Origin of the sequence: Enterococcus infantis (genome assembly GCF_049166715.1) — a bacterium.
GTDB classification, from domain to species: domain Bacteria; phylum Bacillota; class Bacilli; order Lactobacillales; family Enterococcaceae; genus Enterococcus_C; species Enterococcus_C leclercqii.
In genome coordinates this window covers 214,511-239,021 of sequence record NZ_JBMHFB010000001.1, presented here as the reverse complement: position 1 = coordinate 239,021, position 24,511 = coordinate 214,511, and the positions used below count along the sequence as shown (strand labels likewise).

The following is a 24,511-nucleotide window of genomic DNA, read 5'->3' as shown; positions in this document are numbered from 1 at the left end:
ATGATATTTTTAAGTTGACCTACACAAACAGCAAAAGACTAAAAGAATATACTGAGTTTAAAGCTAAAGACTTGTAAGAAAGAAATACGTTTAAAAAAATCCTATTATAAGTGATAGCAATGGCTTATAATAGGATTTTTTATATCACTTCGGTCAGGTAGTGTATATCATATTTCCTACCAATCGGAAATACCTGTAATCGTAGCAGCATAACAACTAAAAGTTCGGAGGAACAAATGAACAACAACGACAGATTATTGCGGTTGCGTTATGCAATCGACTTGAAGGATAACGATTTGATCAAAGCTTTTGAGCTAGGGGGTGTCACGCTGACTAAAGATGAGGCGCGGGCAGTACTGACAAAAGTTCAAGACAAGCATGAGGACAATGCAGAAAATAATGTGTACGAAAAAGCTATCAACAATCAAGTTTTTGATGCCTTCCTAAATGGTCTGATTCTCTTAGCTCGGGGGCCGCAAAAAGATAAGCCGTCAGCAGCCGATACGCCACCAAAAAGTAAGGAAATTAAGCATATTAACAATGTGTTACTGAAAAAACTGAAGATTGCTTTGTCCATGACCACAGATGATATTTTGGATGTTTTTGCTGAGGCAGAGATTTACCCATCGAAAGGGGAGATTGGCGCGTTTTTAAGAAAAGAAGGGCAGCGAAATTTTAAGCCTTGTGGAGACAAATATATGCGTAATTTTCTTAAAGGGTTGGGAATTTATAATCGAAAATGACGGCCGCTAAATAGACAGGGGCTGTTAGAATCTAGTAGCTGAGGCCGTCTGATAACTTTTGCCTGCCACGAAAAAATAGAGGTCATCAGTGAAGACAGAAAATGATTTCAATCTTAGAGTTAGCAGCTGCCGTGTTTTTTTGACGGCAGTTTTTCTTTGTTTTGGATCTATTTGCGAAGGGCTTTTTGACTGGCTAGCCGCCAGCAGGAGGGGCTTTTTTGCGTAAATCAATAGGATAAGAAAAAAACAGCTGACATTCAGTAACAGAAGTTCAAATTACCGTTGTTTAAAAGAAGGCAGGAGTGATAGAATAAGTGGTAAAGGTAGCTGCAAAGGCAGCAAGACGCGTATTTGCTCTGGAATCAGCTGATGGTAGAACAATTTGTTTGGCTTTAAATGAAAACGCTTTATTTAAAAGTAGACAGCTGACTGGCAGCTTATGCATACACTTAAATGAGGTTTTACGAATGCGTTTATATAGACTATTGAAACGGAGATGACCAGCATGATCGACAACATCAGTTTTAGTACCACAGGGGAGGGTACATTTACACGACAATATACAGGAATTCATAAGCTTTGGCCTTATGACCTATTGGTGGAGGTTTCAGCGGTTTCAGTCAATCCGGTGGATCTGAAATTGGCGGCTAAAAATGCAAATGGCAAGCGTATCTTAGGCTACGATGCAGTGGGGACAGTAGTTGACATGGGCAGTTCGGTACGAGGCGTTGAAAAAGGAGACCGGGTCTTTTATGCAGGGACGACGGTGAGAGAAGGTGCCCATCAGAAATTGCAGTTAGTGGATCACCGCATTACAGCCCACGCTCCGACAAAGTTGACAGATGGGCAGGCTGCAGCGATGCCGTTGACTGCATTGACAGCATGGGAGCTGCTTTTTGAGCGAATGGGATTTGTTCCAAAAGAAGGGGTGAATAAAGGCCAGCTATTGATGATTAATGGTGCTGGCGGCGTGGGCTCGATTGCCTCACAAATTGCCAAGTGGGCAGGCTTTAAGGTAACTGCCACCAGTAGTCCTAAAAATTTTGAGTGGTTGCAGAAAAATGGTGTCAAAGAATGCGTCGATTATCATCAGGATTTGATTGTGGAAGCAGGGGCAAGAAAATTTGATGCTGTTGTCAGTTTCCATGATATTTCCGATTATTTTCCGGCTGTTGCAAAGGTGGTCAAGCCTTTTGGCAAGGTGGGGACAATCGTGGAAACGAAAAAAGACCTGCCAATGAATTTGCTGAAAAATACCAATGTTGATTTCTATTGGGAGTATATGTTTGCTAAAACCGAACAGCAGATGAAAATCGAGAGTCAAGGAGCAATATTGACGAGAATCGCTGAAATGCTGGATGCGGGGATTTTGCACACCACACTGACCAAAGAATTTACTGGCGGAATTTCCTGTGACACATTAGAAGCAGCCTTTGCACGAGTCGCCAAAGGGGCAATCGGCAAAACCGTTGTTTCCGGCGGAGTGAAGGAATGAAATCCTCAAAGCATAAGAAGTATATCCCAGATGGATAGTTTTTAGGTTGGACTGGAAAAATTGATAAACATGAGGACTTTTGACCCTGTATTCAGGTGAAGAGGTCCTTTTTCGCTGAAGTCTTTGAGAGATAATGGGACGTTCTCCTGGTGGACTTTTTAGATGAAAAAATTTCATGGCAATCAATGGTTGTGTAGCTAACTGCTGCCAATTTCGTGGGGAGGAGAGTTTTTCGTGAAGTGGGTCTGATTTCGGGTGCAATTTCCCCTGACAAAGGTATAATGGAGAAAGCATTTGGAAATGAGGCGGCAGGTCCGCCGGTAAGGGAGCGACACATGATGAGAAATATCAAATTGACGATTGAGTATGACGGTCGTCGTTACTTGGGATGGCAGCGTTTAGGAGACTCGGAAAAGACGATTCAAGGCAAGCTTGAGACTGCGTTGAAACAGCTCACGGGAGAAGAGATTGAAATCATCGGTTCTGGACGAACAGATGCAGGGACGCATGCCCGCGGCCAGGTGGCTAATTTTAAAACGGAAAATCAAATGGCGGTGGGCGATTTGGTGGCTTTTTTGAATCGTGCATTGCCTGGTGATATCGTAGTGAAACAAGCCGAAGAGATGCCAGAGCGGTTTCACGCGCGCTACAATGCTGTGGCCAAACGTTACAGCTACCAAGTCTGGAACAATCCGATTCCGACTGCGTTTGAGCGTCATCGCAGTTTCCATGTTCCTCAGCAGCTGGATCTGGCTAAGATGCAGACGGCTTGTGAAAAGCTGGTAGGAGAACATGACTTTTTAGGCTTTTCCGCATTGAAAAAAAGCAAAAAATCGACGGTTCGGCGAATTGATGAAATTACGATTGAAGGACAGCCGGGAGAGGGAATGCTGGTATTCACTTTTGTCGGTGACGGCTTTCTTCACAAAATGGTGCGGATTTTGACAGGTACGCTGGTTGAAATTGGCGCCGGACGATTGGAAATGTCGGCAATTGATGATGTCTTTGCCAGTAAGGTTCGAATGAATGCCGGTGAAACGGCACCAGCCCAAGGGTTATTTTTAGAGAAAGTCTTTTATAAATAAAGATACGGGCTGTGACATCAGTCATTTCAAAATGATAAATAGCGAAGGCTTCATCTAAGTAAGAAAAGTGATGCTAGTAAATCGTTAGGATAATCATTGTGCCAGAATCCGTAGAAAGAACATGACCATACGTATAAAAAGCGGTAAATGACACAGACTTCCCTTGATGAAATCAGGACAAGTCTATGTTTGAAGTTTTTAACAATGAAAAGCCAAGTTCCTGCCACTGTTTTTTAATGGAAGGAACTTGGCTTTTGTGGACTCACGTTGCCAGGGGCCGTTTCGGAGGACTCTGACAGAAACAGGATCGAAGCTCTAAATTTTTTTTAGATTGTGAGAAGCAGGCTCTGGGGATGACTTAATTAGTTCTGACAATCAGTTGTCGTCAGTGGTCTCAGCAGCTAAAATCAATAGGCTGCGGCCCGAGATGGTAATTTTATTGCCGGCAAGTGTTCCCAGCGGTGTTGTGCCGGCCTGCTTGTTATCAGCGACTATCGACCAAGTTTCAGGCAGCGTAGCGATACTACGAAGTTTCACCTTTTGGGGCTCTTTTGTTCTGTTGACAATCACTGCCAGTTGTTGCCAATCACCATTTGTGGCAGCTTCGTTAAAAATCGTATAGGCAATCAGGTTTTCTGTTTTGTCTTTGGCAAAGCGATAACTGCTGGCAGCGGTGGTATCGGCGGCGCGCAGAGGGGCAAATTTTTGCCGAATCTGCCACATTCCTTGATAAAACTCAACCAGATCAGCGAACTCTGTGAGGCGCGTCCAATCCAGCTGGTTGATAGCAAGTGGCGATACAAAGGAATTTTCATCTCCGAATTTAGTACGGGCAAATTCTTCTCCAGCTTGCAGGAACATGCCACCGAGACTGGTAAATTGAAGGGCAGCTGCAGCTTTATTCATCAGCACCAACTTTTCTTTACGATCAAAGGTTGTTTTTTTCTTTTTACTGGTGGAGATGCACAGTTTGTCCCAAAGTGTCAGGTTGTCGTGTGCAGCAATGTAGGTGATGACTTGTGAAGGATTCGTTGCCCAGGGAACTGGTTGCAGTGGGCTTTTGCTGCTGATTTTCAAATCACAGTTGGCCAAGATTGCTGCTTGCAGGTCACGATTGTGATAGGTGCGCTCTGTCTGTTTTTTTCCATTTTGCCCTTGCAGAAAAGCGCCATCTTTTTCTTCAAAAACGAAACCTTTCATGCTATCACGAAAATCATCGTTAAAAACGGCGATTCCCGGTGCCAGTTGACCAACATGGATTTTGTTGGCAGGCTGCTCTGGGGGCTTGATTTCATTGCTGCCGGCATCCCAAGGCTCACCGTACATTAGGACGTTTTCTAAACCGTTTTTATCCAGGGTTTGTCGAATCAAATTCATCGTTTTGCTATCTAACAAGCCCATCAAGTCAAAGCGAAAGCCGTCTAAGTGATATTCTTGCGCCCAATACAAAACAGAGTCCAGGATATATTTGCGCACCATTGGACGTTCGCTGGCAACTTCATTGCCGCAAGCAGAACCGTCTGCAAAATTACCATCAGCATCTTGTCGATAGAAATAATCGGGTTCTGTGAGGTTGAACCAGGAATCTACCGTGCGCGAGGTGTGGTTATACACTACGTCTAAAATCACGCCAATTCCTGCTTGGTGAAGTGCCTGCACCAGCTGTTTAAATTCTTTGATACGGCAGGCGGGATCAGCTGGATTGGTGGCATAGCGGCCTTCTGGAACATTGTAGTTTTTAGGATCGTAGCCCCAATTATAAGCAGTGCCGCTCTCGTCATTGTCAAAATCAAAAGCCGGCAGCAGATGAACATGGGTGATTCCGATTTTTTTCAAATGGGCGACACCGGTAGCAATCTCCGGCTGTTGAGGTAGATGAGTATTTGTCTGGGTAAAGGCGAGGTATTTGCCGCGATACTCGGGAACAACCCCGCTGTCTGGCTGACTGCTGAAGTCAGCGATATGAGTTTCCCAAATCAGCGCGTCTGTAATCCTTCCAGAAAAGGGTGGACGTTTATCTGCTTGCCAATCAGTCGGATCTGTGTCAGCTAGATCAAGAATGGCTCCGCGGTCACCGTTTAGACCGACCGCTTTGGCGTATAAATCGACGGTTTCTACCAGTTTTTCCCCACGAGTGATGCCATAAGTGTAGTAGCGACCTTTGAGATCTTCATTAATGCTGAGAGTCCAGAGATTACCAACAAGGCGCATGGGTATTGTTTCCAGTAATGTCTCTTCATTTTTGTCACCGGTTTTGTACAAACGGAGGTCTACTTTTTCAGCAGTAGGTGCCCAGAGTTTGAAGACTGATTGTTTTTTTGTATAGGCCACCCCCAAGTGTTTGGAAGTGGTCACTGCGTAATGAGTCATCTGTTTCCCTCCTTTTTTGATTGTTCCATCAGAAGCTGGTCATCTCTTCAAAACAAGCCCGAATGACTCGTTCCACAGCCTCTTCGTCCATTGGAACATAGATCTGCTGCATATTATTGTGAGCCAAGACTTGACGGCTCATTTCAGGCACCAGCTCATCTGTTTTGATACCGACTTGCGGTAGGGTCATAGGAATCTCCATTTGTGTTTTGAAGAAGTTGTAGGTCAGCTCGACGCCTTTTCTAGCTTGGGTTTCAATGTCTAATAGCGGATCGACTTTCCAGACATTCCGGGCATACGTCGCAAGTTTTTCGTGACTGGTAGGGTCAAAATCAAGACAGAACTTCATCCAGCGGGGAGTCAAGATTGCCAAACCAATTCCATGAGTGATGTCATAATAAGCGGACAATTCATGCTCGATGGGGTGACAAGTCCAACCGCCGGAGCGCCCTTTACTTACTAAGCCATTTAAAGCCAATGTTGAAGTCCACAATAGATTGGCCCGGGCATCATAGTTTTCGGGTGTTTTCAAGGCAATGGGACCGTTTTTGATTACTACTCGCAGCAAACCTTCAGCAATTTCATCTTGAACGTCTGTCCCAGCAGTTCGACTGAAGTACTGCTCAAAGAGATGGCTCATAATATCAGCAGAACCGGCAGCAGTTTGCCATTTTGAAACGGTAAATGTATTTTCAGGATTCAAGAACGAAACTTTCGGAATCAGTTCCCAACCGCTAGTTCCAAGTTTTTCATTAGTATCAGGGTTTGAGATAACTGCGTTGCGATTCATTTCAGTCCCCGTCGCAGCAAGTGTCAAAATATCAACGATGGGTACGGCTTGTCCCATTTTGGAATTATCTACTACTAGATCCCAAGCATCTCCGTCGTAATAAACACCGCCAGCGATGACTTTGGCTGCATCAATCACTGAACCGCCGCCGACTGCCAAAATCACGTCTAACTGGTTTTCCCGAATCAGTTGGATACCTTCACGGACGCTGTCGATGCGGGGGTTGGGGGCGATTCCGGACAACTCTGTGATTTGAAAATCATGTTGGTCCAAAAGCTCAAGAATTTTGTCATAGAGGCCGTTTTTCTTGATGGAGCCACCACCATATGCCAATAAAACCTTTTTACCATAGGGAGCCAATGCTTCCGGTAAAGCTGCCAATTGATTAGTGCCAAAGCGGATATCTGTCGGGACATAAAATCTGAAGTTTTCCATTATCTGTCACTCGCTTTCTTAGTTTATGCCATTTTACCAGCGGTTGAATCACAAGGATTCTCCAACTATCAGTATACCGTGATACCAGTTTTGGAGAAAGCGATTGCCACCTGAGCTATCAGTTGCGGCCTTGAATTTGCAAAATCAGCTTTTGCGTGGGAGGGATGGTTGCGAAAGGGCGTGGAATAGTTGCATTTTAGAAGAATTTGGCGGAAAGTGAACATGACAACTTAAAAAGGAGTAGCAGAGATGGAACTGACAACCACAGATTTTAAGCTTTTTCAGCGTAGCAACTATACTTTTAAAGGATTGAAAGAAGTTTTGACTACTGAAGAAATCGACGACATAAAAGCCAATTATAAAACTCACTGGGAAAAGTGGAAAGCCATTCAGCTGGCGACTGCTGCGCTGTTGCCGCCGCAAATGGATCAGGGACGACCCAAAATTGAGAGCTGGACCAATGGTTGGAATTTGCGTAGCCATTTTTGGGCGGCGTATCGCAGTTCCTCACGGCAGCAGGAAAATGCTTGTCTGGCAGTGTTGTTGAATAAAAAGCAGTATCAGATTTATCTGATGTTCCAGCACTATCGCAGTGAAGAGCGCACCGGCAGCATCGACGATTACAATCGCCTATTGGAATTGCTGCCCCAATGGAGCCGGGAAATTGATCTGGCGGATTACTATATTTGGCCACAGACCGAAGACGAACTGACGGATCATTTGCCGCTGAAAACATACTTGGAGGACGAAGAACAGCGAAGAATCTTACAGCAAAGAATTGGCAAAAAAACCTTTCAAGTGGGCAAGCTATTTTTTGCTGAGAGAAGTTTGTCGGATATTGAAGGGGTGACTGCTGCAGCTTTGCAGGAGTTGGCACCTCTTTATCAAGCGCTTATGAAATCGCGGAAATCTGATCAGTAAGGGAGTTCCCCATACTTTTGTTAGAAAACATTTCCAAAAGAACAGATGTTTCCCTTTTTCTGTTACTGGTGCTATGGTCAACATGAAAAAACAAATGCAAAGGAAGTCCTGAAGATGTTGAATGAAAAATTTTTAGAGGTAATGTCTCACGAAGGTGTCGTAACGATTATCACTAGTAGTAAAGAAGCTCCCGGATTTCATGCAGTGAATACGTGGAACAGCTATGTGCACATTCAAGGGGACACGCTGTATATCCCAGCGGCTGGGATGCATTCCATTCAAGAAGACATGGCGGAAAACGATGAGCTGCTGTTGACAATGGGCTCCAAAGAAGTGATTGGCACTGTCGGACCAGGAGCTGGTTTTCATCTTCGGGGCAAGGGCTATTTCATCGAATCTGGCGAGATTTATGACAAGATGCATGAAGAAATGCCTTTTTTGACTCGTGTCCTGGCAGTTAAAGTAAGCGATTTGCAACAAAAAATCTGATTCTGGCAATGAGTATGAATCTGGATTGATCTTCTAAAATGATTGTTTAGATTAACGTTTAACAGTTTGGACTGGTCGTGGAAGACATGGCGGTAATATTTTAAAAGAGTGCGCGCCTGAATTATTTTGTTGGTGCAACAGGCTTTCGGCAATATTGTCGGAAGCCTTTTTTCATTTGCGATTAGTTGATGAGGAAAAGAGCTTTTCGAGAAAGAGGACACCATACAAAAATAGCAGATTATTTGGCGATAATTCAGAATTTTTCCACTTTAGTAAACAGAATAGAGTATAATTTCAGTAAGAGTTTTGTATCAAAAATCAGCTTTTAGGCAAAAAAGGAGCGAGAAAAGATGATAAATGTTGCAATCGTTGGTTACGGAAATCTAGGACGCGGAGTGGAGCAGGCATTGGGCTTGAATCCTGACATGGCATTGGTGGGGGTCTTTACTCGCCGCGATCCAAAAACAGTGACGACAGCCGGAGCACAGGCTTACCACCTGGATCAGCTGGTCGAGCAAAAGGAAACCATTGATGTGTGTATTCTTTGCGGGGGGTCCGCCACTGATCTGCCAGTCCAGACGCCGGCACTGACAAAAGATTTCAATACGGTAGATAGTTTTGATACCCATGCAAAAATTCCTGAGCATTTCGCCAAAGTTGCACAGGTGGCCAAAGAAAATAACACTGTCGCCGTGATTTCCACCGGTTGGGATCCCGGATTGTTCAGTTTGAATCGGCTGTATGCTCAAAGTATTCTGCCAACAGGAGCCACCAATACTTTTTGGGGCAAAGGTGTCAGTCAAGGACATTCCGATGCGCTGCGGCGGATTAACGGAGTGGCAGATGCGACGCAGTATACGATTCCCAATGAGACAGTGATTCAACAGTTGCGGGCAGGGAAAAAACCAAAATTAACGACAAGAGACAAACACTTTCGGGAATGTTTCGTCGTTTTAGAAGCAGGCGCTGATGAAAAAAAAGTGAGACAAACGATTGTGACGATGCCTGACTACTTTGTGGATTACGATACAGAAGTTCACTTTATTTCTCAAGAAGAACTGAATCAAAACCACAAAGCCATGCCTCACGGCGGAACAGTCCTTCATACGGGGGAAACTTCTACTGGTGTCCAGCAGGTGATTGAATACAATTTGCATCTGGACAGCAATCCGGAATTTACCGCCAGTGTACTGGTGGCTTACGCCCGGGCTTGTGTTCGACTGGCGGCAGAAAAGCAGTATGGTGCTTACACGGTCTTGGATATTGCCCCAAAATACCTGTCACCGAAAAGTGATGAGGAGCTGCGGGAAACTTTGCTTTGACGAAAATAAAAAGAAGCATCGGTTAACGATGCTTCTTTTTTGTTGGAAAAAAGGCCAGGACCTGATTGAGTGTGATAGTGAAGATTTAGTGCGTTAATCTGAAGGGTTTATTTTAGTCTCTCGAGAAAAACTACGATACAATAATGTTATGAAAACGTTCTTTTGTAACTATAAATAACAAATTGGAGGAAGATAAGGATGAACAAAGCTTTTCCAGATAACTTTTTATGGGGCGGCGCAACTGCAGCCAATCAATTGGAAGGCGCGTACCTGACGGATGGCAAAGGATTATCGGTAGCTGATGCGATGCCAGGTGGTAAAGAGCGCTTCAAGATCATCGGATCAAAAGAATTCGTCTGGCAAATTGATGAAGCAAAGTACCGTTATCCCAATCATAAAGGAATCGATCATTATCAGAGGTTTAAAGAAGATATAGCCTTGTTTGCTAAAATGGGTTTCAAGTGCTATCGTTTTTCAATTGCTTGGAGTCGTATCTTCCCACAAGGAGACGAACAGACTCCTAATGAAAAAGGATTGGCATTTTATGATCAGCTCATCGATGAATGTCTGAAGTATGGAATTGAACCGGTTGTTACGATTTCCCATTATGAAATGCCGCTGAATTTAGCCAAAGCTTACGGCGGTTGGAAAAATCGCCAGTTGATTGATTTTTACGAACGCTTCGCAGCGGTGGTATTGAATCGTTATTATAAAAAGGTTCGTTATTGGATGACCTTTAATGAAATCAATTCGGCTTTTCATTTTCCAGCTTTGAGTCAAGGAATGGTGCCATCAAATGGTGGGGATGATTACCAAAATATCTTCCAGGCTTGGCATCATCAGTTTGTAGCCAGTGCGAAAGCTGTAAAGATTGCTCACGAGTTGGATCCGGCGGTACAAGTAGGTTGTATGCTGATCTACGCAACAACTTACAGCTATGATGCCAATCCAATCAATCAGGTGGCGACTTTAATTGCGAATCAGGAGTTTAATTATTTCTGCGGCGATGTTCAAATCCGGGGGCAATACCCTGCCTTTACACAACGAATCTTTGAAAAATATGGTGTGACAGAGTTGGACATTGTGGATGGCGATCTGTCTCTTTTGGCAGATTATCCGGTGGACTATATAGGGTTTAGCTATTATATGTCTATGGCAGTCAATGAAACGGATCCAGATCCGGAAACTTCTGCCGGCAATCTGCTTGGTGGTGTCAGCAATCCATTCTTAAAAGCTAGCGAGTGGGGCTGGCAGATTGATCCTGCAGGTCTGCGGATTGCCTTAAACGAATTATATGACCGCTACCAAAAGCCGGTCTTTATCGTTGAAAACGGTTTGGGTGCACTAGATCAGCCGGATGAAAACCACTATGTTGCAGATGATTATCGAATTGATTACTTGCGGGCTCACATTGAAGCGATGGCAGAGGCTTTACAGGATGGTGTTGATTTGATGGGCTATACCCCGTGGGGCTGTATCGATTTAGTCAGTGCTTCTACCGGTGAAATGAGCAAGCGTTATGGCTTTATCTATGTCGACTTAGACGACGAGGGCAATGGCACTTGTGACCGCTTTGAAAAGAAATCTTTTGACTGGTATAAAAAAGTTATTGCTTCAAAAGGGCAAGATTTAAGCTAAATAACAAGTTGGTTTTGTTATTATTCAAAAAAGCAGGTGATGAAATGCCGCAGCAAAAAAGCCCGGCAATCTTGATTGCAATGGACTCGTTTAAAGGAAGTGCCACTAGCCTTGAAGCTGGTACGTGGACAGCCCAGGGAATTCGACAGATTGTGCCGCAAGCAACAATCACTGTTCTTCCGGTTGCAGATGGCGGCGAAGGTACGGTAGCGGCATTAGTTTCAGCTTTTTCAGGGGAAATCCAGCAGGTGCAAGTCACTGGGCCCGCTGGAAAGCCTGTAGTAGCGGCGTATGGTTGGCTGGACGCTGAGACGGCAGTGATTGAAACGGCAGCCGCTGCCGGACTCAATCTGACGGCGGGGACCCGCGAAGACGCTGTGACAGCCAGTACACGTGGCGTAGGGGAATTGATCAAGCACGTACTAAATCAAGGAGCAAAGCAGATTTATTTTGGCTTAGGCGGCAGTGGGACCTCAGACGGCGGCGCTGGAATGGCTCAAGCACTTGGCGCCCGTCTGTTGACCGCTGATGGTGATGAAATAGCACCGGGAATCGCTGGTCTGGTTGAGCTGGCAAGCATCGATACGACAGCTTTCGATGCCCGCCTACAACAGACACGACTGGTGATCTTAGCTGATGTGCGCAACCCGTTAGTTGGTGAGCAGGGCGCTATCGCCGTGTATGGGCCACAAAAAGGAATCCCTGAAAATGAGATTGAAATGTGGAATCCTGTGATGGCGCGCTATGGTAACCTTTTGCAAACCACTTTCCAACGAGAAATTGCCGCCCTTCCCGGGGCAGGCGCGGCTGGTGGTTTAGCCGCTGGATTAGCGGCCTTTTGTGGCGCAACAATCGAGCCGGGAATCGATACAATCTTGAAACTGATTGATTTTGACGAAAAAGTTCGAAGCGCGGATTTGGTAATTACCGGTGAAGGGCGAATGGACAGTCAATCGGCGAATGGCAAAGCACCGACAGGAATTGCCCAAGCTGCTAAAAAATACAAGAAGCCGGTCATTGCTCTAGTAGGCAGCCGTGAAGGAGACCTTACGCCAGTTTACCAAGAAGGAATCCGACTGGTTCTGCCTATTGTTCCAGGACCGGTGGATTTGGCAACGGCACTCCAACAGATCCGGCAAAATCTTCTGGAGGCAGGAAAAAATGTTGCACGAATCTGGCAACTACGGGAAAGATAGCGAGGCGGGGCTGTGTGCAGAGGCTTTTTGCTTGAAGAAATCTCTCAACAGCGGTATGATGTCAACGTTGGATTTTTGGGATATGGCCAAACTGGTAAGGCGCCTGACTCTGAATCAGGTAAGTGCAGGTTCGAGCCCTGCTATCCCAATCAAAAAGACCGCAGAGCATATGGTTCTGCGGTCTTTTTCGTTAACGGGGAGGAAAAACTATGACGAAATTAAACGAAGAATTTGCCTTTTTGGTACTTGCAATCGTTGCTGAAATTCCTCGAGGCAAAGTTGCGACATATGGACAAATTGCCGAGTTAGCAGGGTATCCCCGCAATTCTCGATTAGTGGGAAAAGTCTTGAGGCGTGGGGAATACTATGGTCGCTATCCTTGCCAACGTGTAGTGAACGCGCAAGGTAGTTGTGCGAAAAACTGGCCGCAACAGCCTGCACTGTTGCAAGCAGAAGGGGTCGTTTTTAGAGAAAATGGCAGTGTAGATCTGCGACAGTGCCGCTGGAACGGCGATCGATAGCAAAGCAAACCTGGTGAGTATCAAAATAGTCTACGGTTTCTCATAAATGGACCTACAATAACTGTCTGATTGTTGCTGTAAAAAAGGAACGGAAATTCGCAGAAGGTCGTGACTTGTGCTAAAATGCAGTTAAATATGAATGGATATTCATTTGATAGTATCTCTTTTGCGCCCGCCTTCTTCAACTTCGGGAAAGAAGGTAGACACCGCGGGAATACTTAAAAATTGAATTTGCTGCAATTGAAAAGAGGTAATTGTATTATGCATGAACATCATCATGAACATTCTGATGCTTCTGAGGGAATGGATCGTGCCTTTAAAATCGGAATTGTTATCAATCTGCTCTTTGTAGTCATTGAGGCCGGCTTTGGTTTTTCTGCGAATGCTTTGTCACTGGTGGCAGATGCCGGTCATAATCTCAGCGATGTTTTGGGACTGGCGGTCTCTTGGATTGCGCTGCTTTTGAGCCGCCGTCCTCGGACAGTGAAACGGACTTACGGGTATAAGCGCAGCTCGATTTTGGCGGCTTTGTTCAACGGAGTATTTTTACTGGTTGCTGTCGGGGGTATTCTATTAGAAGCTGTGCAGCGTTTGTGGGCTCCGCAGGCAGTCGCTGAAAATCAGGTAATCGTTGTAGCGACAATTGGCATCTTGATTAACGGCTTTACCGCATGGTTGTTTATGAAAAATCAAAAGCGTGACCTCAATATCAAAGGGGCATTTTTACACATGGCTGCCGATACGCTGGTTTCAGTGGGGGTTGTGTTAGCAGCTTTGGTAATCAAGGTAACGGATTGGTTCTGGTTGGATCCAGTCATCAGTATACTCATCGCAGTGGTGATTTTTATTGGCAGCTGGCAGCTTTTGCGAGACGCGTTGGCTTTGTCTGTAGACGGTGTTCCTCCTTCTGTAGACTATCAAGAGGTAGCTGCATTCCTGCTGTCCCAGCCAACGGTGATTGGGCAGCATGACCTGCATATCTGGGCGCTGAGCACGACAGAAAATGCGATGACTGTCCATCTTTGCCGAGAAACTTTAGCGGACAATAACCAGTTTTTGGAACAGCTGGACCATGAGTTGACTAGTCGGTTTGATTTGGCGCATATTACCATCCAAGTGGAGCTGGGAGAAATTAAAGACGAATCTGTAAAGCACAGTATTTGATTAGCTGAAGAGCTTTTGCAGCTGAACACAAGGTACTGGGATTATCTATAAGAGCTTGTTGCTATTTAAAGGATTAAAGGTATTTCTCAACTGAAAACAAAACACCGCAAACAGTAGGCAAAATTAGCTGCCGGCTGTTTGCGGTGTTTTTTATGTGTCATCAAACGTGGGCGTGGATAACCGGTGCTTTTTCCAAATCCAATACGCCTCGTTCAAGTAGCTCATTTACGATCCAAACGGAAACTTCTCCGGTAATGCCGATACAATGCTGTTTGCGGCCTTCTGACATAAAGTCATCCCCTGCCCATTGTCGCGTGATGACGCGGCAACAACAGGAACGGTATTTTTCTTTGATAAAGTCGTGGAGTCCTTTAGAGATTTCAAACATTTCGGGGTTCATTGGTTCCCCCCGTTTGCGGCCGTAGACCATACCCAAAGAGATTTGTCCGCCAGAAACGGCCCCACACAGACATTGTGCCTTTCCCATACCGATGGGAAATCCCGAGGCTAGCCGCACGACATCTTCGTCATAAGGCTGACCCAAGACATCGTTTAATGTCTCGACGACCGCTTCGGAACAATAATAGGTTCCGGTACTGAAATAAGTTTCAGCGACTTCTCTTACCATATCCAGATATTCTTGCTTTTCCATTGTTCAACTCTCCTTAACTAGTGTGATCTTCATCCATTAAATCGTTAGTCATTGCCGATTTTTCCTGCCAGGCTGATTTTAGAGGTAAGATTAGGCCAGTTACCAGATAACCCAAGAAGACATAAGTGATAAACAGGCCGGCTAAAATCATCTCAAAACGAAGCAGGACAGAAAAAAACGGGATTGAAACATTCTGAGCTGCCAGGTATTTTCCCGCTGCCTTTAATGAAAGAGCAGTGATTACTGTTGGAAAAGTGAAGGCAGAAAAACTGGGCAAAAAGGCTTTGGTGAAAAAACTCGGAACTTGTATCAAAATAAAGAAATAGAGCAATTGCGAGATTAGTAGTAATCCGAAAAATACCCCTTTGTGAGGTGTTGCAAAACTGTTCAAATAACCTGCCAGCAACAGGGAAACTGGTGCACAGATGATGGTGATATTGGCTCGCAGCACGGAGGGAATCTTTTTTACTTTGTAAACTCTATACAAAACCAGTGGCAATACAGCAACAATCAAGCCAGCCCCCAGTAAAAAGAAGAGCTGCCCCACCAAAAACTGTTGGTGAATTGGAGCCGTGACGCTGGCAGTGACAATTCCGATATAGACAATCAGCCAGCTGGGATAGACGTTTTCAATGTGAAAATCAAAGACCCAGCGTTTGGTAAAAAGTAACAGCAAGAACAGATGCAACAGGATTCCGAAAATCCAAACCAGCAATGCAATTTGGGAATGAAAGGCAGCAATATAAGTGGAGAAGACCATCAGACTCATGCTATAGGTAGGAAAAACAGAAGCGGGCACTGGCTGCTGCAGCTCACTTTTAAACTGTTGGCGATCAGCGAAAATCCGTAGGGTAATTACTCCTAATAACAGTGTTGCCAAAATTCCTAAGCCGTCATGGGCGAGTTGCGAATCACTTTGCAGCAGATTGCCCAAGACAAACATCGCTAAAATCAAGCCGGTGATGGGCAATGGTATTTTTTTTATCAGTGTCATCTTTTTTCCTCTTTTCTTTGATTGTTAAAAGAAGAGCTAGACTTGTGGAGATGGCGCAAAGCGAGGGTGCCCCGCTGATTTTTTGATCCCGATTTGGGCGGCACCAATTGCACCTGCATACTGTGACAAAGGATTAGTTATTACCGGGGCGCCAATCGTATCTGCCAGGACTGTGGTGAAGGCTTTGCTGGCGGACAGCCCACCAGTAAAGAAGACCGCAGCACCTTTTGGCGGCCGGAGTTTACTGTATTGACCGTTAATCCGTTTAGCGATTGCATAAAGGACGCCTAGTGCGATATCTTCACGTTTTTCACCTTTTGCAATCAAGCTGACGACTTCTGACTCGGCAAAAACAGTGCACATGCTGTTGATAGTGACCGGTACAGCCCCGGCAACAAAGGAATCCAGCACCTCGATTTCTTCCCCTAAGGTTCGCATCATCACTTCCACAAAGCGGCCGGTACCCGCAGCGCAGCGGTCATTCATGCTGAATTCAGCAACACCGCCTTGTCCATTCAGTAAAATTGTTTTGCAGTCCTGTCCGCCGATATCAATAACTTGTTGGGTACCCGTCCGCAGATATTCGGCTCCTTTACCATGACAAGTAATCTCGGTGACAACTAGATCGGCCGGCAGTAATTTGCGACCATAGCCGGTAGTTACTAAAAAGGTGTCTGCTGGCGAGTCTTCATTGTGAGCAGTATCACTTACTTCTGCAAGCTCTGGGAGACTAGGGTCTAATTGCGCTAGCACGGCTTGCATAGCTTTTTTTGGATCGCCGGCTGTGGGAAGCAGGCTCTTTTTGGTCAGACGTCCGGCTTCAAAGAGGACACCTTTAGTGGTAGTGGAGCCGGAGTCTAGGCCGATGACCCGCATCACACGCGCACCTCCAGCATTTCCACAAAGGCTGCAACCCGGGTATTGATCTGCTCGATATCAGCAGTCGAGTAGTCGGTTTCCAGATACATATAAGGCGTTTGTTTTTCTTCTTGCAAGAAACGTTTAATCTGCAAAGATTCCACCGAAAATGGAATACAGTTTTGTAAAACCATATCGATAACGCCGTCGACTTGATAGTCATCAACCATTTGGCTGAGAAGCTCTTTTCGAGGCTGGTTGTTAGACATGCAGGCACAACCAATCTGCAAGTATTTATCAGTCAAAGCTTGATAGACGTCTTCTTGGGTTTCATCGACTAACTTTTCAACCGCTTTGGCTACTGTACAATTTTCAAAAGCTACTACGATGCCGCCATTTTCTTCGATGGCGCGGATGACTTTTTCTGTCACGCCACCAATGGGAGAACCTGTCACCAGAATTCTCGGCTTATCATCAAGGCGGTGTCCCGCTTCATACTGGGCTTTGACTTTGGCGGTGGTTTCCTCTAACGTCTGGATGATTTCTTCTTTATCAAATTTGTATTGGGCACCGTACATCACTCGAAAAATTTCCCCACCAGAAATGGCCGGTGGATTCAGTTGTCCAAGACGATAGAAATTTTGTTTAGCGATTCGTTCCCGATTCTTCAATTGAATTGCAGCTTGAATTTGACGATCAGTGATGGTCACGCCAAAATAGTCTTCCAGCTTTTCTTTAAAGGCGACCAGTTCACTGTACCAAAGGCGGCGACTGGTTTCGCTGTCCCGGTTGTGAGGCAGCTGCATCAAGTAAAGGTCTTTGAAACCGGCCATGTATTCGTACATTTTTTTCTTGCCGTCACAGGTGGTTTCCCCTACCACCAAGTCGGAAAAATAAAAATAGGGACATTTGTCGGTTTTACCAAAGCCGTAACTGGATTTGATCAAGGGACAGAGGTTTCGAGGCAGATCCTCTTCGGCTTCCGGTATCGTTTCGTCAGAAGTGGAGCAGAGACTGATCTGGATTGCTCCAGCAGCTAATACCAGTTCTTCTGGCATAAACGTACAGTAGACACCGACGACCGGCTGACCACTTTCTTTCATTTTTTTGACGGTCAGAAATCCTTGCTGGCGAGCCTCCCCAAACTCGTCAAAAATTTCTGGTAAGGTAGTTTTGACTTCCATGTGATTGATACTCCTTTTATGTTCTATTTTGAAAAGATAGCGTCGGGTTTCGACGTTATGTAAACGTTGTCAAAAGGAGTATAGTAGTTTTGTACTAGTCTGGCAAGAGCTGATGAGAGTCGGGTGAAAGGAGGAATAAAAAATATTAATCTATAATAAAAAATATTTTGTTTGTTTTTTGAATGACATTTAAAAGCGGAGCGCGGGGCATTTTAAAAAGCAAATGGTAAAATGGAGAAAAGCTGAAAGGTGGCGTTTTTGTGACCGGACCACGAATTTATAACATGCCTTTTGCCGCGGTTTATCCTCTCTACGTGGCAAAAGCAGAGAAAAAGGGCCGTAAAAAAGAGGAAGTCGATGAGATAATAACTTGGTTGACAGGTTATTCAAATGAAGCATTGGCGAAGCAGATTGCTGCCACAGTTGATTTTCGGCAGTTTTTTGAAGAAGCCCCCCGGTTAAATCCCCAGCGATCGCTGATTAAGGGCGTTGTCTGTGGCGTCCGCGTGGAGGAGATAAAGGAACCTTTAATGCAGGAAATCCGCTATTTGGACAAATTGGTGGATGAGTTGGCCAAAGGAAAAGCGCTGGAGAAAATCTTGCGCAGCTGACAAGTTTTGTGAAGGGGGACTACAAGGGGTGGCGGCTTTGTTTTGGTTGCTTTTAGGGAAACTAGAGGGTAACCAGAAAACAGCTGAAACCATGATTAGAGCCGAATGGTTAGAAATAAGTGAGTATCGCTGACTATCAAGGGAGAAAAAAACTTGATAGGACAGGGGTACTTTTTTTGGAATTCTTTAACTAAAAAATATTTATTAGAATAAAAAATATTTTATCGGTTGCGCTATCTTTTTGCAGGATATCGTGCTAGACTTTTGAGTGTTGAAAGAAAGCGCTTGATTTTAGAAAAATTGAATTGATGGAGGGTAAAAAATGAAGAAGTTTTGGACAGCTGTAATGGCGGTAAGCTTGGCAGCATTACTAGGTGGTTGTGGTGGAAATAGTGGAAATGCAAATGCAAGTGCAAGTGATAGTACGGGAGAAAGTAGGACTGCCGCCAGTACGACAGCTTCGACAGAGAAAGCGGAACCCGTGAAGCTGCACTTGGCAGCTGCAGCCAGCTTGGAATATGCCTTTCAGGAAAAATTAATTCCGCTGTATCAAAAAGAACATCCAGAAGTGACTATTGAAGGGACTTACGACAGCTCAGGGAAACTGCAGACACAGATTGAATCAGGAATGGAAGCCGATCTTTTCTTCTCAGCAGCGACTAAACAAATGGCTACACTGGTGACTGAAGACTTGATTGACAAAGATACAGTGACAGATTTGTTGGAAAACAAGGTGGTTTTGATTACACCTACCAATGATCCAGAAGGTCTAAAGGCATTCACAGACATCGAAAAAGCCAAAACGATTGCAATTGGTGATCCGGAAAGTGTTCCTGCAGGGCAATATGCAAAAGAAGTTCTCACCAAGCTGTCGCTTTGGGACAAGTTGGAAAGCCGCTTTAGTTTGGGGACCAATGTGACGGAAGTCTTGAACTGGGTGGCAGAAGGGAGTGCCGATGCCGGGATCGTCTATGAAACAGATGCCAAAACGACGGATAAAGTTAAAATTATTGCTGAAGCACCGGCAGACAGCCTGGAAAAACCAATCATTTATCCAGCCGGAATCGTCAAAGCAAGTAAAAATGCCGAAGCAACAAAAGCATTTTTGGCCTTCTTACAGACGGCAGAAGCCGCTGACATCTTTAAAGAATACGGCTTTACACCGATTGCTAACTAAGCTGTCCACAAGAAACGCGGGTTAGCAAAAAGTGTTGGGGGCGCTGACAATTAGGAGGCTGTGACACTCGTTTAGTCACTACCTTTGAAGCGAATACTACCAAACGTGAGTCACAAACAAGAGACGGCGACCTTCCATGAATAATCGGAAGGTCGCCGTCTTTTCATGATGAAAAATTTCAAATGCTGACAAGCCTTGCTTTCATCAAAGGAGATCAGTGTTGTGTACTTTTTTATACATGAGGCAGGGCTCATTTTTCGTTGGAGAATTATCGATACCCCAGCGTCAATTCTTTTGCAGGCAATCGCCGGTAGACCTAAGAACAGCTTTAGCGGACGACCATTACTGAGATGGGGGCATTTTTTGCGATATAGGCTGCGTGAGAACCGAAATAGCCAATCAGCCCTTTTTTGTCATTGGAACCCACCACTAAGAGATCAGCGGTGACATTGGGCAAAATGGTCTTGACGATGACTTCCGCGACATCCCCTTCGCCAGTATAGGTTTCTACTTCTTTGACACCGTGAGCTACCGCATATTGCTGATAGGTCAGCAGCCGTGCCATTAGTTTCTCCCGCTCGCTTTTAATATAATTATTGTCCATTGCTTGATAGACATTCATGTTATCGGTCTCCAAAATCGAGACAATTAATAGCTTGGCAGCATCGATATGCGCCCGTTCAACAGCGTAATGAAATGCTTTTTGCGCATCTTCGGAAATGTCGACTCCCACCATGATGTTTTTGAACTTAAAGACTTCACTCATCTTTTTCACCAGCTTTCAGGCTTTCTTCATAGCGTTTATTGCTCTTATAAAGATCGGTGATAGTCCATGCCAACAACGCCAAGACCCCAGCAATCAGAAAATAAGCAATGCCATTGGCTAACTGAATCTCGCCGGAAGTAGGGGAATCCCCGAAAAATCCTTGAATTGCACTGGGCAGTCCCCTTAAGTTCAGATAAGTCAGGGAAACAACCGAAAACCAACCGAGAATTTGGACGATCAGGCGATTTTTAAAACGATGGCCCATTTCGTTTTCGCTATTGGTCATAATCAATAACGGCAACATGGAGAATGGTAGCGCAAAGGCCAGAAAGACTTGGGAATTGTTCATCAGATTGTTCAAAGCGGTGTGTTCTACCACTGGATTATCACTGCGGGTGAACAACACACAGATCATTACCGGCACCACAGAAATCAAACGGGTTACCAAGCGACGCAGCCAGATAGGAATCCGCAGATGGATGAAGCCTTCCATAATTACTTGGCCGGTCAAAGTCCCGGTAATGGTAGAATTTTGACCAGAAGCAAGCAATGCGACAGCAAACAGCGTCGATAAGAGGCCGGTCTTTGCGACATTCATCAACACGCCATTACTCATAGTTTCTGGATCTGACAGTGCATGGAAAAGTCCGAAGAAAGAAGGATCTTGAACAGTCCCAGATTTGAAAACCGCCACCCCCATGATTAACAAGAGTGCGTTTACGACAAATGCCAGTGAGAGTTGGATATTGGAATCCCAAGTAGTGAAGCGGACAGCTTGTGCCACATCTTCTTCGTCGTTGTGGTCAATTTCACGAGTTTGAGAAACTGCTGAATGCAGATACAAATTGTGAGGCATGACCGTAGCTCCAATGATCCCCAATGCGCCAGTTAAGGGTGTTTGACCATTGACTACGGTATCTTCTGAAAAGGTCTTGGCAGTTGGGATGAAGCCCTTTAAGACGGCGCTCCAATCAGGATGAGACAGAGCGACTTGATAGACGAATACAAATAAGATCACGAAAATCAGACAGACTACAATACCCTCGATCTTTCGAAAGCCGATCTTAGTCAGAAGCAGCAATAATAAGACGTCAAAGACTGTGATGAAGACGGCAATCACCAGGGGAATATCAAACAATAAATAGAGTGCAATCGCAGCCCCGATAACTTCGGCGATATCTGTCGCCATAATCGCCAGCTCAGTGATGATCCAAAGAACAATCCCTAATTGCTTACTCGTACGTGCGCGAATTGCTTGTGCCAAGTCCATTTGGGTAACAATCCCCAGCTTGGCAGCCATATATTGCAAGAGCATAGCAATCAAACTGGAGATCAAGATGACCGACATCAGTAAGTATTGGAAATTTTGCCCGCCGGTAATGGAAGTGGACCAGTTCCCCGGGTCCATATACCCAACGGCTACCAGTGCCCCCGGACCGGAGTAGGCTAAAAGTGTGGGCCAAAAGCCTTTTCCTTTGGGGACTTTGACGGTCCCATTGATCTCCTGCAATGAGAGACCATTGGTGTGTGCCAGCAGTTTATGTGATTGCGGTTCTTTTGGAGAGTGTTGCATGCAGATCCCTTCTTTCTCTTCTTCGGTGCTATTGTACTCCTGCTTTTAGCAAAACAAAAGTAAAAAGTTAGGTTAGCCGAATTTTCATGCGAAAGTTGCATCGTTTATTCTGAAAGGATAAAAATTTTTCTGACAAGTGATGAAACGTTTTCTCCTCATGATAGCATAGAGAGGGAATTTTCTGGAAACGATAGCGATTCTAAAAAGGACACTTGAAAACAGGGGGATAACTGCTTTCAAGTGTCTTTTGCAAGAAGGATTAATCATTGTCTACGATGGTTTGGATATGGTCAGCTAAAAAGCGGACGAAATTTGGTGTGTTTTGCTTGAAGTCGTCAATAAAGGAGCCAGAAGGACTAGCGATGGCACCGACTTCTTTGTTCATGATGTCGAATACGGCTAACTTGCTGTCGCCGTCTTGCCAAGCTAATTTCCAGTAGGGGCCCTCCAAAGCGCCGTCCAGCATCTGTTGGCCGTTGTCTAAAACAGCTTGACGGATAACTTCTTCTTCAGAGACTTCCTTTCCTTTTTCTTCCAGGTAGGCGATTTTTTCGGCTATTTCGGTCATATTGGCTGGTACGATGGGATACATAGGATCATTCCTCTCACTTATTGTGGCTGGTTGAGGGCCACTGGCTACTTCAGTTATACGCAAATACCAAGAAATCTGCAACGAACAACACCTGCTAAGACTTTTTCCTAAGACTTTTTGCCGTCGCAAGCACCTTGAGGTATCATGGAGACGGAAACCTTCCTAGCCATTTTTACAGATGAAAGCGGAAGGAGACAACTTGTTAAAAAGAAGGTACTTGTGATGAAAATTGTCAAAATCAACTATGGTAGTTCCGCATATCAGGAGACGCTGGCTTTACGAGATCGGATCATGCGTAAACCCCTGGGACTGGATATCTTTCAAGAAGATTTCTCTCAAGAAGCAAAGGCGCTAATTTTGGGAGCATATAATGAGGTGGGAAGCAGCCTTTTGGGGGTCGCAGTAATGTCACACCAGCCAGAGGGATGGCAAGCTGTTGACTATCTGTGTGTGGACACCCAACTGCAAAGTAAAGGGGTGGGACGTAAGCTTTTGGCAGAATTAGAAGCAACAGCCCGTAAGCAAGGTGCTCAAGGCATTTGGTTAGAAGCTCGTGTTTCAGCCAAAGGATTTTATGAAAAACTGGGTTACCGCAGTTTTGGTGAAGTCTATGAAATGCCCCACGCGCCGGTGCCCCATATTAAAATGGACAAAATCTTTCCCCTGTCGTAAAACTGACAGTCTGTGCTTGTCGGCGCAGTGGAAAACGGTTACTATAAAAGGCAAAAATGGAATAATCAAGTCTTCAGTCAAATCCAGTCAGCAGCTTTACGTGTGCTACTGGGCATCATTTGACAGCTGGCAAACAACAGCAGGACTGTTGCACTTATCCCACAGGAGGAGAACCCATATGACCCCAGAGTATTATCAACTCAATACCGAAAATCAAACCAAATTGGAATTGGCTGTCTTTGATCATCCGGCACCAAAAGGAATCTTGCAGATTGTTCATGGTGCTTTGGAGTACAAAGAACGCTATTTTGATTTTGCCAACTATATGAATAATGCCGGTTATGTCATTATTTTGTCGGATAATCGGGGACACGGCGGCTCAGTATCTGAAAAAGATCCCCACGGTGTCATGCATGATTTTGACCTGTTGGTTGCGGATCAAGCAGCAATCACGGCCTTTATCAAAAGCAAATATCCTACGTTACCCTTGAGTATGTATGGCCATTCTTTTGGCTCGATTTTGGCGCGTAATTATTTACAACAACACGACAACCAGCTGCACAAATTGGTGCTTACCGGAACCGCCAATTATGTTCCTATCGTTCCACTGGCGATCAAATTGGGACGAGCCTTTACAAAGCGACGGGGCAATATGGAAACCAATCAGTTTTTGAACTATCTTTCCGGAAACTTAGGTGTGGAACAAGATTGGTTATCGAACAATCCAGAGAGCAATGAGCGAGCTAAAAATGACCCTAACATGGTGAAGCTTTATCCGGTGCGTAGTTTACTGACTATCTGGGAAGGGGATCATCAGTTGAAAGCCTATGACAAGTATCAGTGTCAAAACCCGGATTTACCGATTCTAAACCTAGTGGGGGCTGAAGATACCAAAATTACGGGAGGGAAAAAAGGGCTTGCCGATACGTTGGCGACTTTGCAAAAAATTGGCTACCACAACATTCAAAGTGAAGAGCTGCCGGGGATGAAGCACGAAGTCTTAAATGAGATTGATTATCTGCAAGTCTATGAAAAGATTCGTACCTTCCTGGATTGAGGGAGAGTATACAAAAAAAGAGCCGAAAGCAGGGGGGCTTTCGGCAGTTGAGGGAGAGTGTATCAGATATATTATTGGGAGGTTGAGTTGGCAGGTGTCGCTCAGACACCCTGCCTTTGAAAATGAAACAACAGCTAAAGTGAAAACCAAGAAGATCTTTCTCTGCAAGGCAATATTCTTTGACAAAAGACACCAGTCAAAAAAGT

Annotated in this window: 23 protein-coding genes and 1 tRNA gene; 15 read left to right on the top strand and 9 right to left on the bottom strand. The window is 45.0% G+C overall.

The window, feature by feature from the left end; all coding sequences use genetic code 11:
* Positions 1 to 236: 236 nt before the first annotated feature.
* From ACOMA8_RS01030 to truA, 3 genes are all read left to right on the top strand, one after another.
* Positions 237 to 743, top strand: a complete 507-nt coding sequence (locus ACOMA8_RS01030; RefSeq protein WP_161898112.1) for a YehS family protein — start codon at positions 237 to 239, stop codon at positions 741 to 743.
* A gap of 505 nt (positions 744 to 1,248) precedes the next feature.
* Positions 1,249 to 2,238 (top strand): alcohol dehydrogenase catalytic domain-containing protein, encoded by a 990-nt coding sequence (locus ACOMA8_RS01025; RefSeq protein ID WP_421367675.1) that lies wholly within the window; start codon positions 1,249 to 1,251, stop codon positions 2,236 to 2,238.
* Positions 2,239 to 2,576: 338 nt separating this feature from the next.
* Positions 2,577 to 3,323, top strand: a complete 747-nt coding sequence (gene truA / locus ACOMA8_RS01020) for a tRNA pseudouridine(38-40) synthase TruA (protein ID WP_161898114.1) — start codon at positions 2,577 to 2,579, stop codon at positions 3,321 to 3,323.
* Positions 3,324 to 3,698: 375 nt separating this feature from the next.
* Here the strand turns inward: truA and pulA are convergent, their stop codons facing one another.
* Positions 3,699 to 5,693 carry a type I pullulanase gene (gene pulA, locus ACOMA8_RS01015; RefSeq protein ID WP_421367671.1) on the bottom strand — a complete coding sequence of 665 codons (1,995 nt, stop codon included), beginning with the start codon at positions 5,691 to 5,693 and terminating at the stop codon, positions 3,699 to 3,701.
* Between the two features lie 28 nt (positions 5,694 to 5,721).
* Entirely contained in the window at positions 5,722 to 6,918 is a 1,197-nt protein-coding gene (locus ACOMA8_RS01010) for an iron-containing alcohol dehydrogenase (protein ID WP_421367668.1), read from the bottom strand.
* Between the two features lie 249 nt (positions 6,919 to 7,167).
* Between ACOMA8_RS01010 and ACOMA8_RS01005 the strand changes: the two genes are divergently transcribed.
* From ACOMA8_RS01005 to ACOMA8_RS00970, 8 genes are all read left to right on the top strand, one after another.
* Positions 7,168 to 7,839 carry an HI_0552 family protein gene (locus tag ACOMA8_RS01005; RefSeq protein WP_421367665.1) on the top strand — a complete coding sequence of 224 codons (672 nt, stop codon included), beginning with the start codon at positions 7,168 to 7,170 and terminating at the stop codon, positions 7,837 to 7,839.
* Positions 7,840 to 7,953: 114 nt separating this feature from the next.
* Positions 7,954 to 8,328 (top strand): pyridoxamine 5'-phosphate oxidase family protein, encoded by a 375-nt coding sequence (locus ACOMA8_RS01000; protein WP_421367663.1) that lies wholly within the window; start codon positions 7,954 to 7,956, stop codon positions 8,326 to 8,328.
* A gap of 350 nt (positions 8,329 to 8,678) precedes the next feature.
* Positions 8,679 to 9,650 carry a diaminopimelate dehydrogenase gene (locus tag ACOMA8_RS00995; RefSeq protein WP_421367660.1) on the top strand — a complete coding sequence of 324 codons (972 nt, stop codon included), beginning with the start codon at positions 8,679 to 8,681 and terminating at the stop codon, positions 9,648 to 9,650.
* A gap of 198 nt (positions 9,651 to 9,848) precedes the next feature.
* Positions 9,849 to 11,288, top strand: coding sequence for a glycoside hydrolase family 1 protein (locus tag ACOMA8_RS00990; protein ID WP_421367657.1), 1,440 nt, complete (start codon positions 9,849 to 9,851; stop codon positions 11,286 to 11,288).
* Positions 11,289 to 11,332: 44 nt separating this feature from the next.
* Positions 11,333 to 12,484, top strand: a complete 1,152-nt coding sequence (locus ACOMA8_RS00985) for a glycerate kinase family protein (RefSeq protein WP_421367655.1) — start codon at positions 11,333 to 11,335, stop codon at positions 12,482 to 12,484.
* 76 nt (positions 12,485 to 12,560) lie between these two features.
* Positions 12,561 to 12,633 (top strand) — tRNA-Gln (locus ACOMA8_RS00980).
* 60 nt (positions 12,634 to 12,693) lie between these two features.
* Positions 12,694 to 13,005, top strand: a complete 312-nt coding sequence (locus tag ACOMA8_RS00975) for an MGMT family protein (RefSeq protein WP_421367653.1) — start codon at positions 12,694 to 12,696, stop codon at positions 13,003 to 13,005.
* Positions 13,006 to 13,266: 261 nt separating this feature from the next.
* Complete coding sequence (locus ACOMA8_RS00970; protein WP_421367651.1) at positions 13,267 to 14,169, top strand: cation diffusion facilitator family transporter; 903 nt, start codon at positions 13,267 to 13,269, stop codon at positions 14,167 to 14,169.
* Positions 14,170 to 14,329: 160 nt separating this feature from the next.
* On the opposite strand, the gene ACOMA8_RS00965 is transcribed toward ACOMA8_RS00970, so the two are convergent.
* The 4 genes from ACOMA8_RS00965 to ACOMA8_RS00950 are packed head-to-tail and all read right to left on the bottom strand — an operon-like array spanning position 14,330 to position 17,857.
* The gene (locus ACOMA8_RS00965; RefSeq protein ID WP_161898123.1) at positions 14,330 to 14,821 is read right to left on the bottom strand and encodes a C-GCAxxG-C-C family protein; all 492 of its coding nucleotides are present in this window, start codon (positions 14,819 to 14,821) and stop codon (positions 14,330 to 14,332) included.
* A 13-nt stretch (positions 14,822 to 14,834) separates the two neighbouring features.
* Complete coding sequence (locus ACOMA8_RS00960; RefSeq protein ID WP_421367648.1) at positions 14,835 to 15,815, bottom strand: TDT family transporter; 981 nt, start codon at positions 15,813 to 15,815, stop codon at positions 14,835 to 14,837.
* A gap of 36 nt (positions 15,816 to 15,851) precedes the next feature.
* Entirely contained in the window at positions 15,852 to 16,691 is an 840-nt protein-coding gene (locus ACOMA8_RS00955; RefSeq protein WP_421367645.1) for an acyl-CoA dehydratase activase, read from the bottom strand.
* Positions 16,691 to 17,857 (bottom strand): double-cubane-cluster-containing anaerobic reductase, encoded by a 1,167-nt coding sequence (locus tag ACOMA8_RS00950; RefSeq protein ID WP_161898126.1) that lies wholly within the window; start codon positions 17,855 to 17,857, stop codon positions 16,691 to 16,693. Before ACOMA8_RS00950 ends, ACOMA8_RS00955 begins: the two co-directional genes overlap by 1 nt.
* Before the next feature lie 260 nt (positions 17,858 to 18,117).
* On the opposite strand from ACOMA8_RS00950, the gene ACOMA8_RS00945 reads away from it, so the two are divergent.
* Positions 18,118 to 18,468 (top strand): DUF2200 domain-containing protein, encoded by a 351-nt coding sequence (locus ACOMA8_RS00945; protein ID WP_421367643.1) that lies wholly within the window; start codon positions 18,118 to 18,120, stop codon positions 18,466 to 18,468.
* Positions 18,469 to 18,790: 322 nt separating this feature from the next.
* A complete protein-coding gene (modA, locus tag ACOMA8_RS00940) occupies positions 18,791 to 19,645 on the top strand; it encodes a molybdate ABC transporter substrate-binding protein (protein ID WP_421367641.1) in 855 nt (284 codons plus the stop codon).
* A 328-nt stretch (positions 19,646 to 19,973) separates the two neighbouring features.
* On the opposite strand, the gene ACOMA8_RS00935 is transcribed toward modA, so the two are convergent.
* The 3 genes from ACOMA8_RS00935 to ACOMA8_RS00925 form a co-directional block, all read right to left on the bottom strand.
* Positions 19,974 to 20,411 (bottom strand): universal stress protein, encoded by a 438-nt coding sequence (locus tag ACOMA8_RS00935; RefSeq protein ID WP_421367639.1) that lies wholly within the window; start codon positions 20,409 to 20,411, stop codon positions 19,974 to 19,976.
* Positions 20,404 to 21,984, bottom strand: a complete 1,581-nt coding sequence (locus ACOMA8_RS00930; protein ID WP_161898130.1) for an Nramp family divalent metal transporter — start codon at positions 21,982 to 21,984, stop codon at positions 20,404 to 20,406. Before ACOMA8_RS00930 ends, ACOMA8_RS00935 begins: the two co-directional genes overlap by 8 nt.
* 259 nt (positions 21,985 to 22,243) lie before the next feature.
* Positions 22,244 to 22,576, bottom strand: a complete 333-nt coding sequence (locus ACOMA8_RS00925) for a hypothetical protein (protein WP_421367636.1) — start codon at positions 22,574 to 22,576, stop codon at positions 22,244 to 22,246.
* 222 nt (positions 22,577 to 22,798) lie between these two features.
* Here ACOMA8_RS00925 and ACOMA8_RS00920 point away from each other — a divergent pair, with 222 nt between their 5' ends.
* Together ACOMA8_RS00920 and ACOMA8_RS00915 are read left to right on the top strand one after the other, a co-directional pair.
* Positions 22,799 to 23,248, top strand: a complete 450-nt coding sequence (locus tag ACOMA8_RS00920; protein ID WP_421367634.1) for a GNAT family N-acetyltransferase — start codon at positions 22,799 to 22,801, stop codon at positions 23,246 to 23,248.
* A 178-nt stretch (positions 23,249 to 23,426) separates the two neighbouring features.
* Positions 23,427 to 24,305: an alpha/beta fold hydrolase gene (locus ACOMA8_RS00915; protein ID WP_161898133.1), complete on the top strand. Its 879-nt coding sequence runs from the start codon at positions 23,427 to 23,429 to the stop codon at positions 24,303 to 24,305.
* Positions 24,306 to 24,511 lie beyond the last annotated feature (206 nt).

Excerpts from the sequence above, each read along its gene's own strand:
- ACOMA8_RS01030 (WP_161898112.1), top strand. The coding sequence starts at position 237 with ATGAACAACAACGACAGATTATTGCGGTTGCGTTATGCAATCGACTTG.
- ACOMA8_RS01025 (WP_421367675.1), top strand. The coding sequence starts at position 1,249 with ATGATCGACAACATCAGTTTTAGTACCACAGGGGAGGGTACATTTACA.
- truA (WP_161898114.1), top strand. The coding sequence starts at position 2,577 with ATGAGAAATATCAAATTGACGATTGAGTATGACGGTCGTCGTTACTTG.
- pulA (WP_421367671.1), bottom strand. The coding sequence starts at position 5,693 with ATGACTCATTACGCAGTGACCACTTCCAAACACTTGGGGGTGGCCTAT.
- ACOMA8_RS01010 (WP_421367668.1), bottom strand. The coding sequence starts at position 6,918 with ATGGAAAACTTCAGATTTTATGTCCCGACAGATATCCGCTTTGGCACT.
- ACOMA8_RS01005 (WP_421367665.1), top strand. The coding sequence starts at position 7,168 with ATGGAACTGACAACCACAGATTTTAAGCTTTTTCAGCGTAGCAACTAT.
- ACOMA8_RS01000 (WP_421367663.1), top strand. The coding sequence starts at position 7,954 with ATGTTGAATGAAAAATTTTTAGAGGTAATGTCTCACGAAGGTGTCGTA.
- ACOMA8_RS00995 (WP_421367660.1), top strand. The coding sequence starts at position 8,679 with ATGATAAATGTTGCAATCGTTGGTTACGGAAATCTAGGACGCGGAGTG.
- ACOMA8_RS00990 (WP_421367657.1), top strand. The coding sequence starts at position 9,849 with ATGAACAAAGCTTTTCCAGATAACTTTTTATGGGGCGGCGCAACTGCA.
- ACOMA8_RS00985 (WP_421367655.1), top strand. The coding sequence starts at position 11,333 with ATGCCGCAGCAAAAAAGCCCGGCAATCTTGATTGCAATGGACTCGTTT.
- ACOMA8_RS00975 (WP_421367653.1), top strand. The coding sequence starts at position 12,694 with ATGACGAAATTAAACGAAGAATTTGCCTTTTTGGTACTTGCAATCGTT.
- ACOMA8_RS00970 (WP_421367651.1), top strand. The coding sequence starts at position 13,267 with ATGCATGAACATCATCATGAACATTCTGATGCTTCTGAGGGAATGGAT.
- ACOMA8_RS00965 (WP_161898123.1), bottom strand. The coding sequence starts at position 14,821 with ATGGAAAAGCAAGAATATCTGGATATGGTAAGAGAAGTCGCTGAAACT.
- ACOMA8_RS00960 (WP_421367648.1), bottom strand. The coding sequence starts at position 15,815 with ATGACACTGATAAAAAAAATACCATTGCCCATCACCGGCTTGATTTTA.
- ACOMA8_RS00955 (WP_421367645.1), bottom strand. The coding sequence starts at position 16,691 with ATGCGGGTCATCGGCCTAGACTCCGGCTCCACTACCACTAAAGGTGTC.
- ACOMA8_RS00950 (WP_161898126.1), bottom strand. The coding sequence starts at position 17,857 with ATGGAAGTCAAAACTACCTTACCAGAAATTTTTGACGAGTTTGGGGAG.
- modA (WP_421367641.1), top strand. The coding sequence starts at position 18,791 with ATGAAGAAGTTTTGGACAGCTGTAATGGCGGTAAGCTTGGCAGCATTA.
- ACOMA8_RS00935 (WP_421367639.1), bottom strand. The coding sequence starts at position 20,411 with ATGAGTGAAGTCTTTAAGTTCAAAAACATCATGGTGGGAGTCGACATT.
- ACOMA8_RS00930 (WP_161898130.1), bottom strand. The coding sequence starts at position 21,984 with ATGCAACACTCTCCAAAAGAACCGCAATCACATAAACTGCTGGCACAC.
- ACOMA8_RS00925 (WP_421367636.1), bottom strand. The coding sequence starts at position 22,576 with ATGTATCCCATCGTACCAGCCAATATGACCGAAATAGCCGAAAAAATC.
- ACOMA8_RS00920 (WP_421367634.1), top strand. The coding sequence starts at position 22,799 with ATGAAAATTGTCAAAATCAACTATGGTAGTTCCGCATATCAGGAGACG.
- ACOMA8_RS00915 (WP_161898133.1), top strand. The coding sequence starts at position 23,427 with ATGACCCCAGAGTATTATCAACTCAATACCGAAAATCAAACCAAATTG.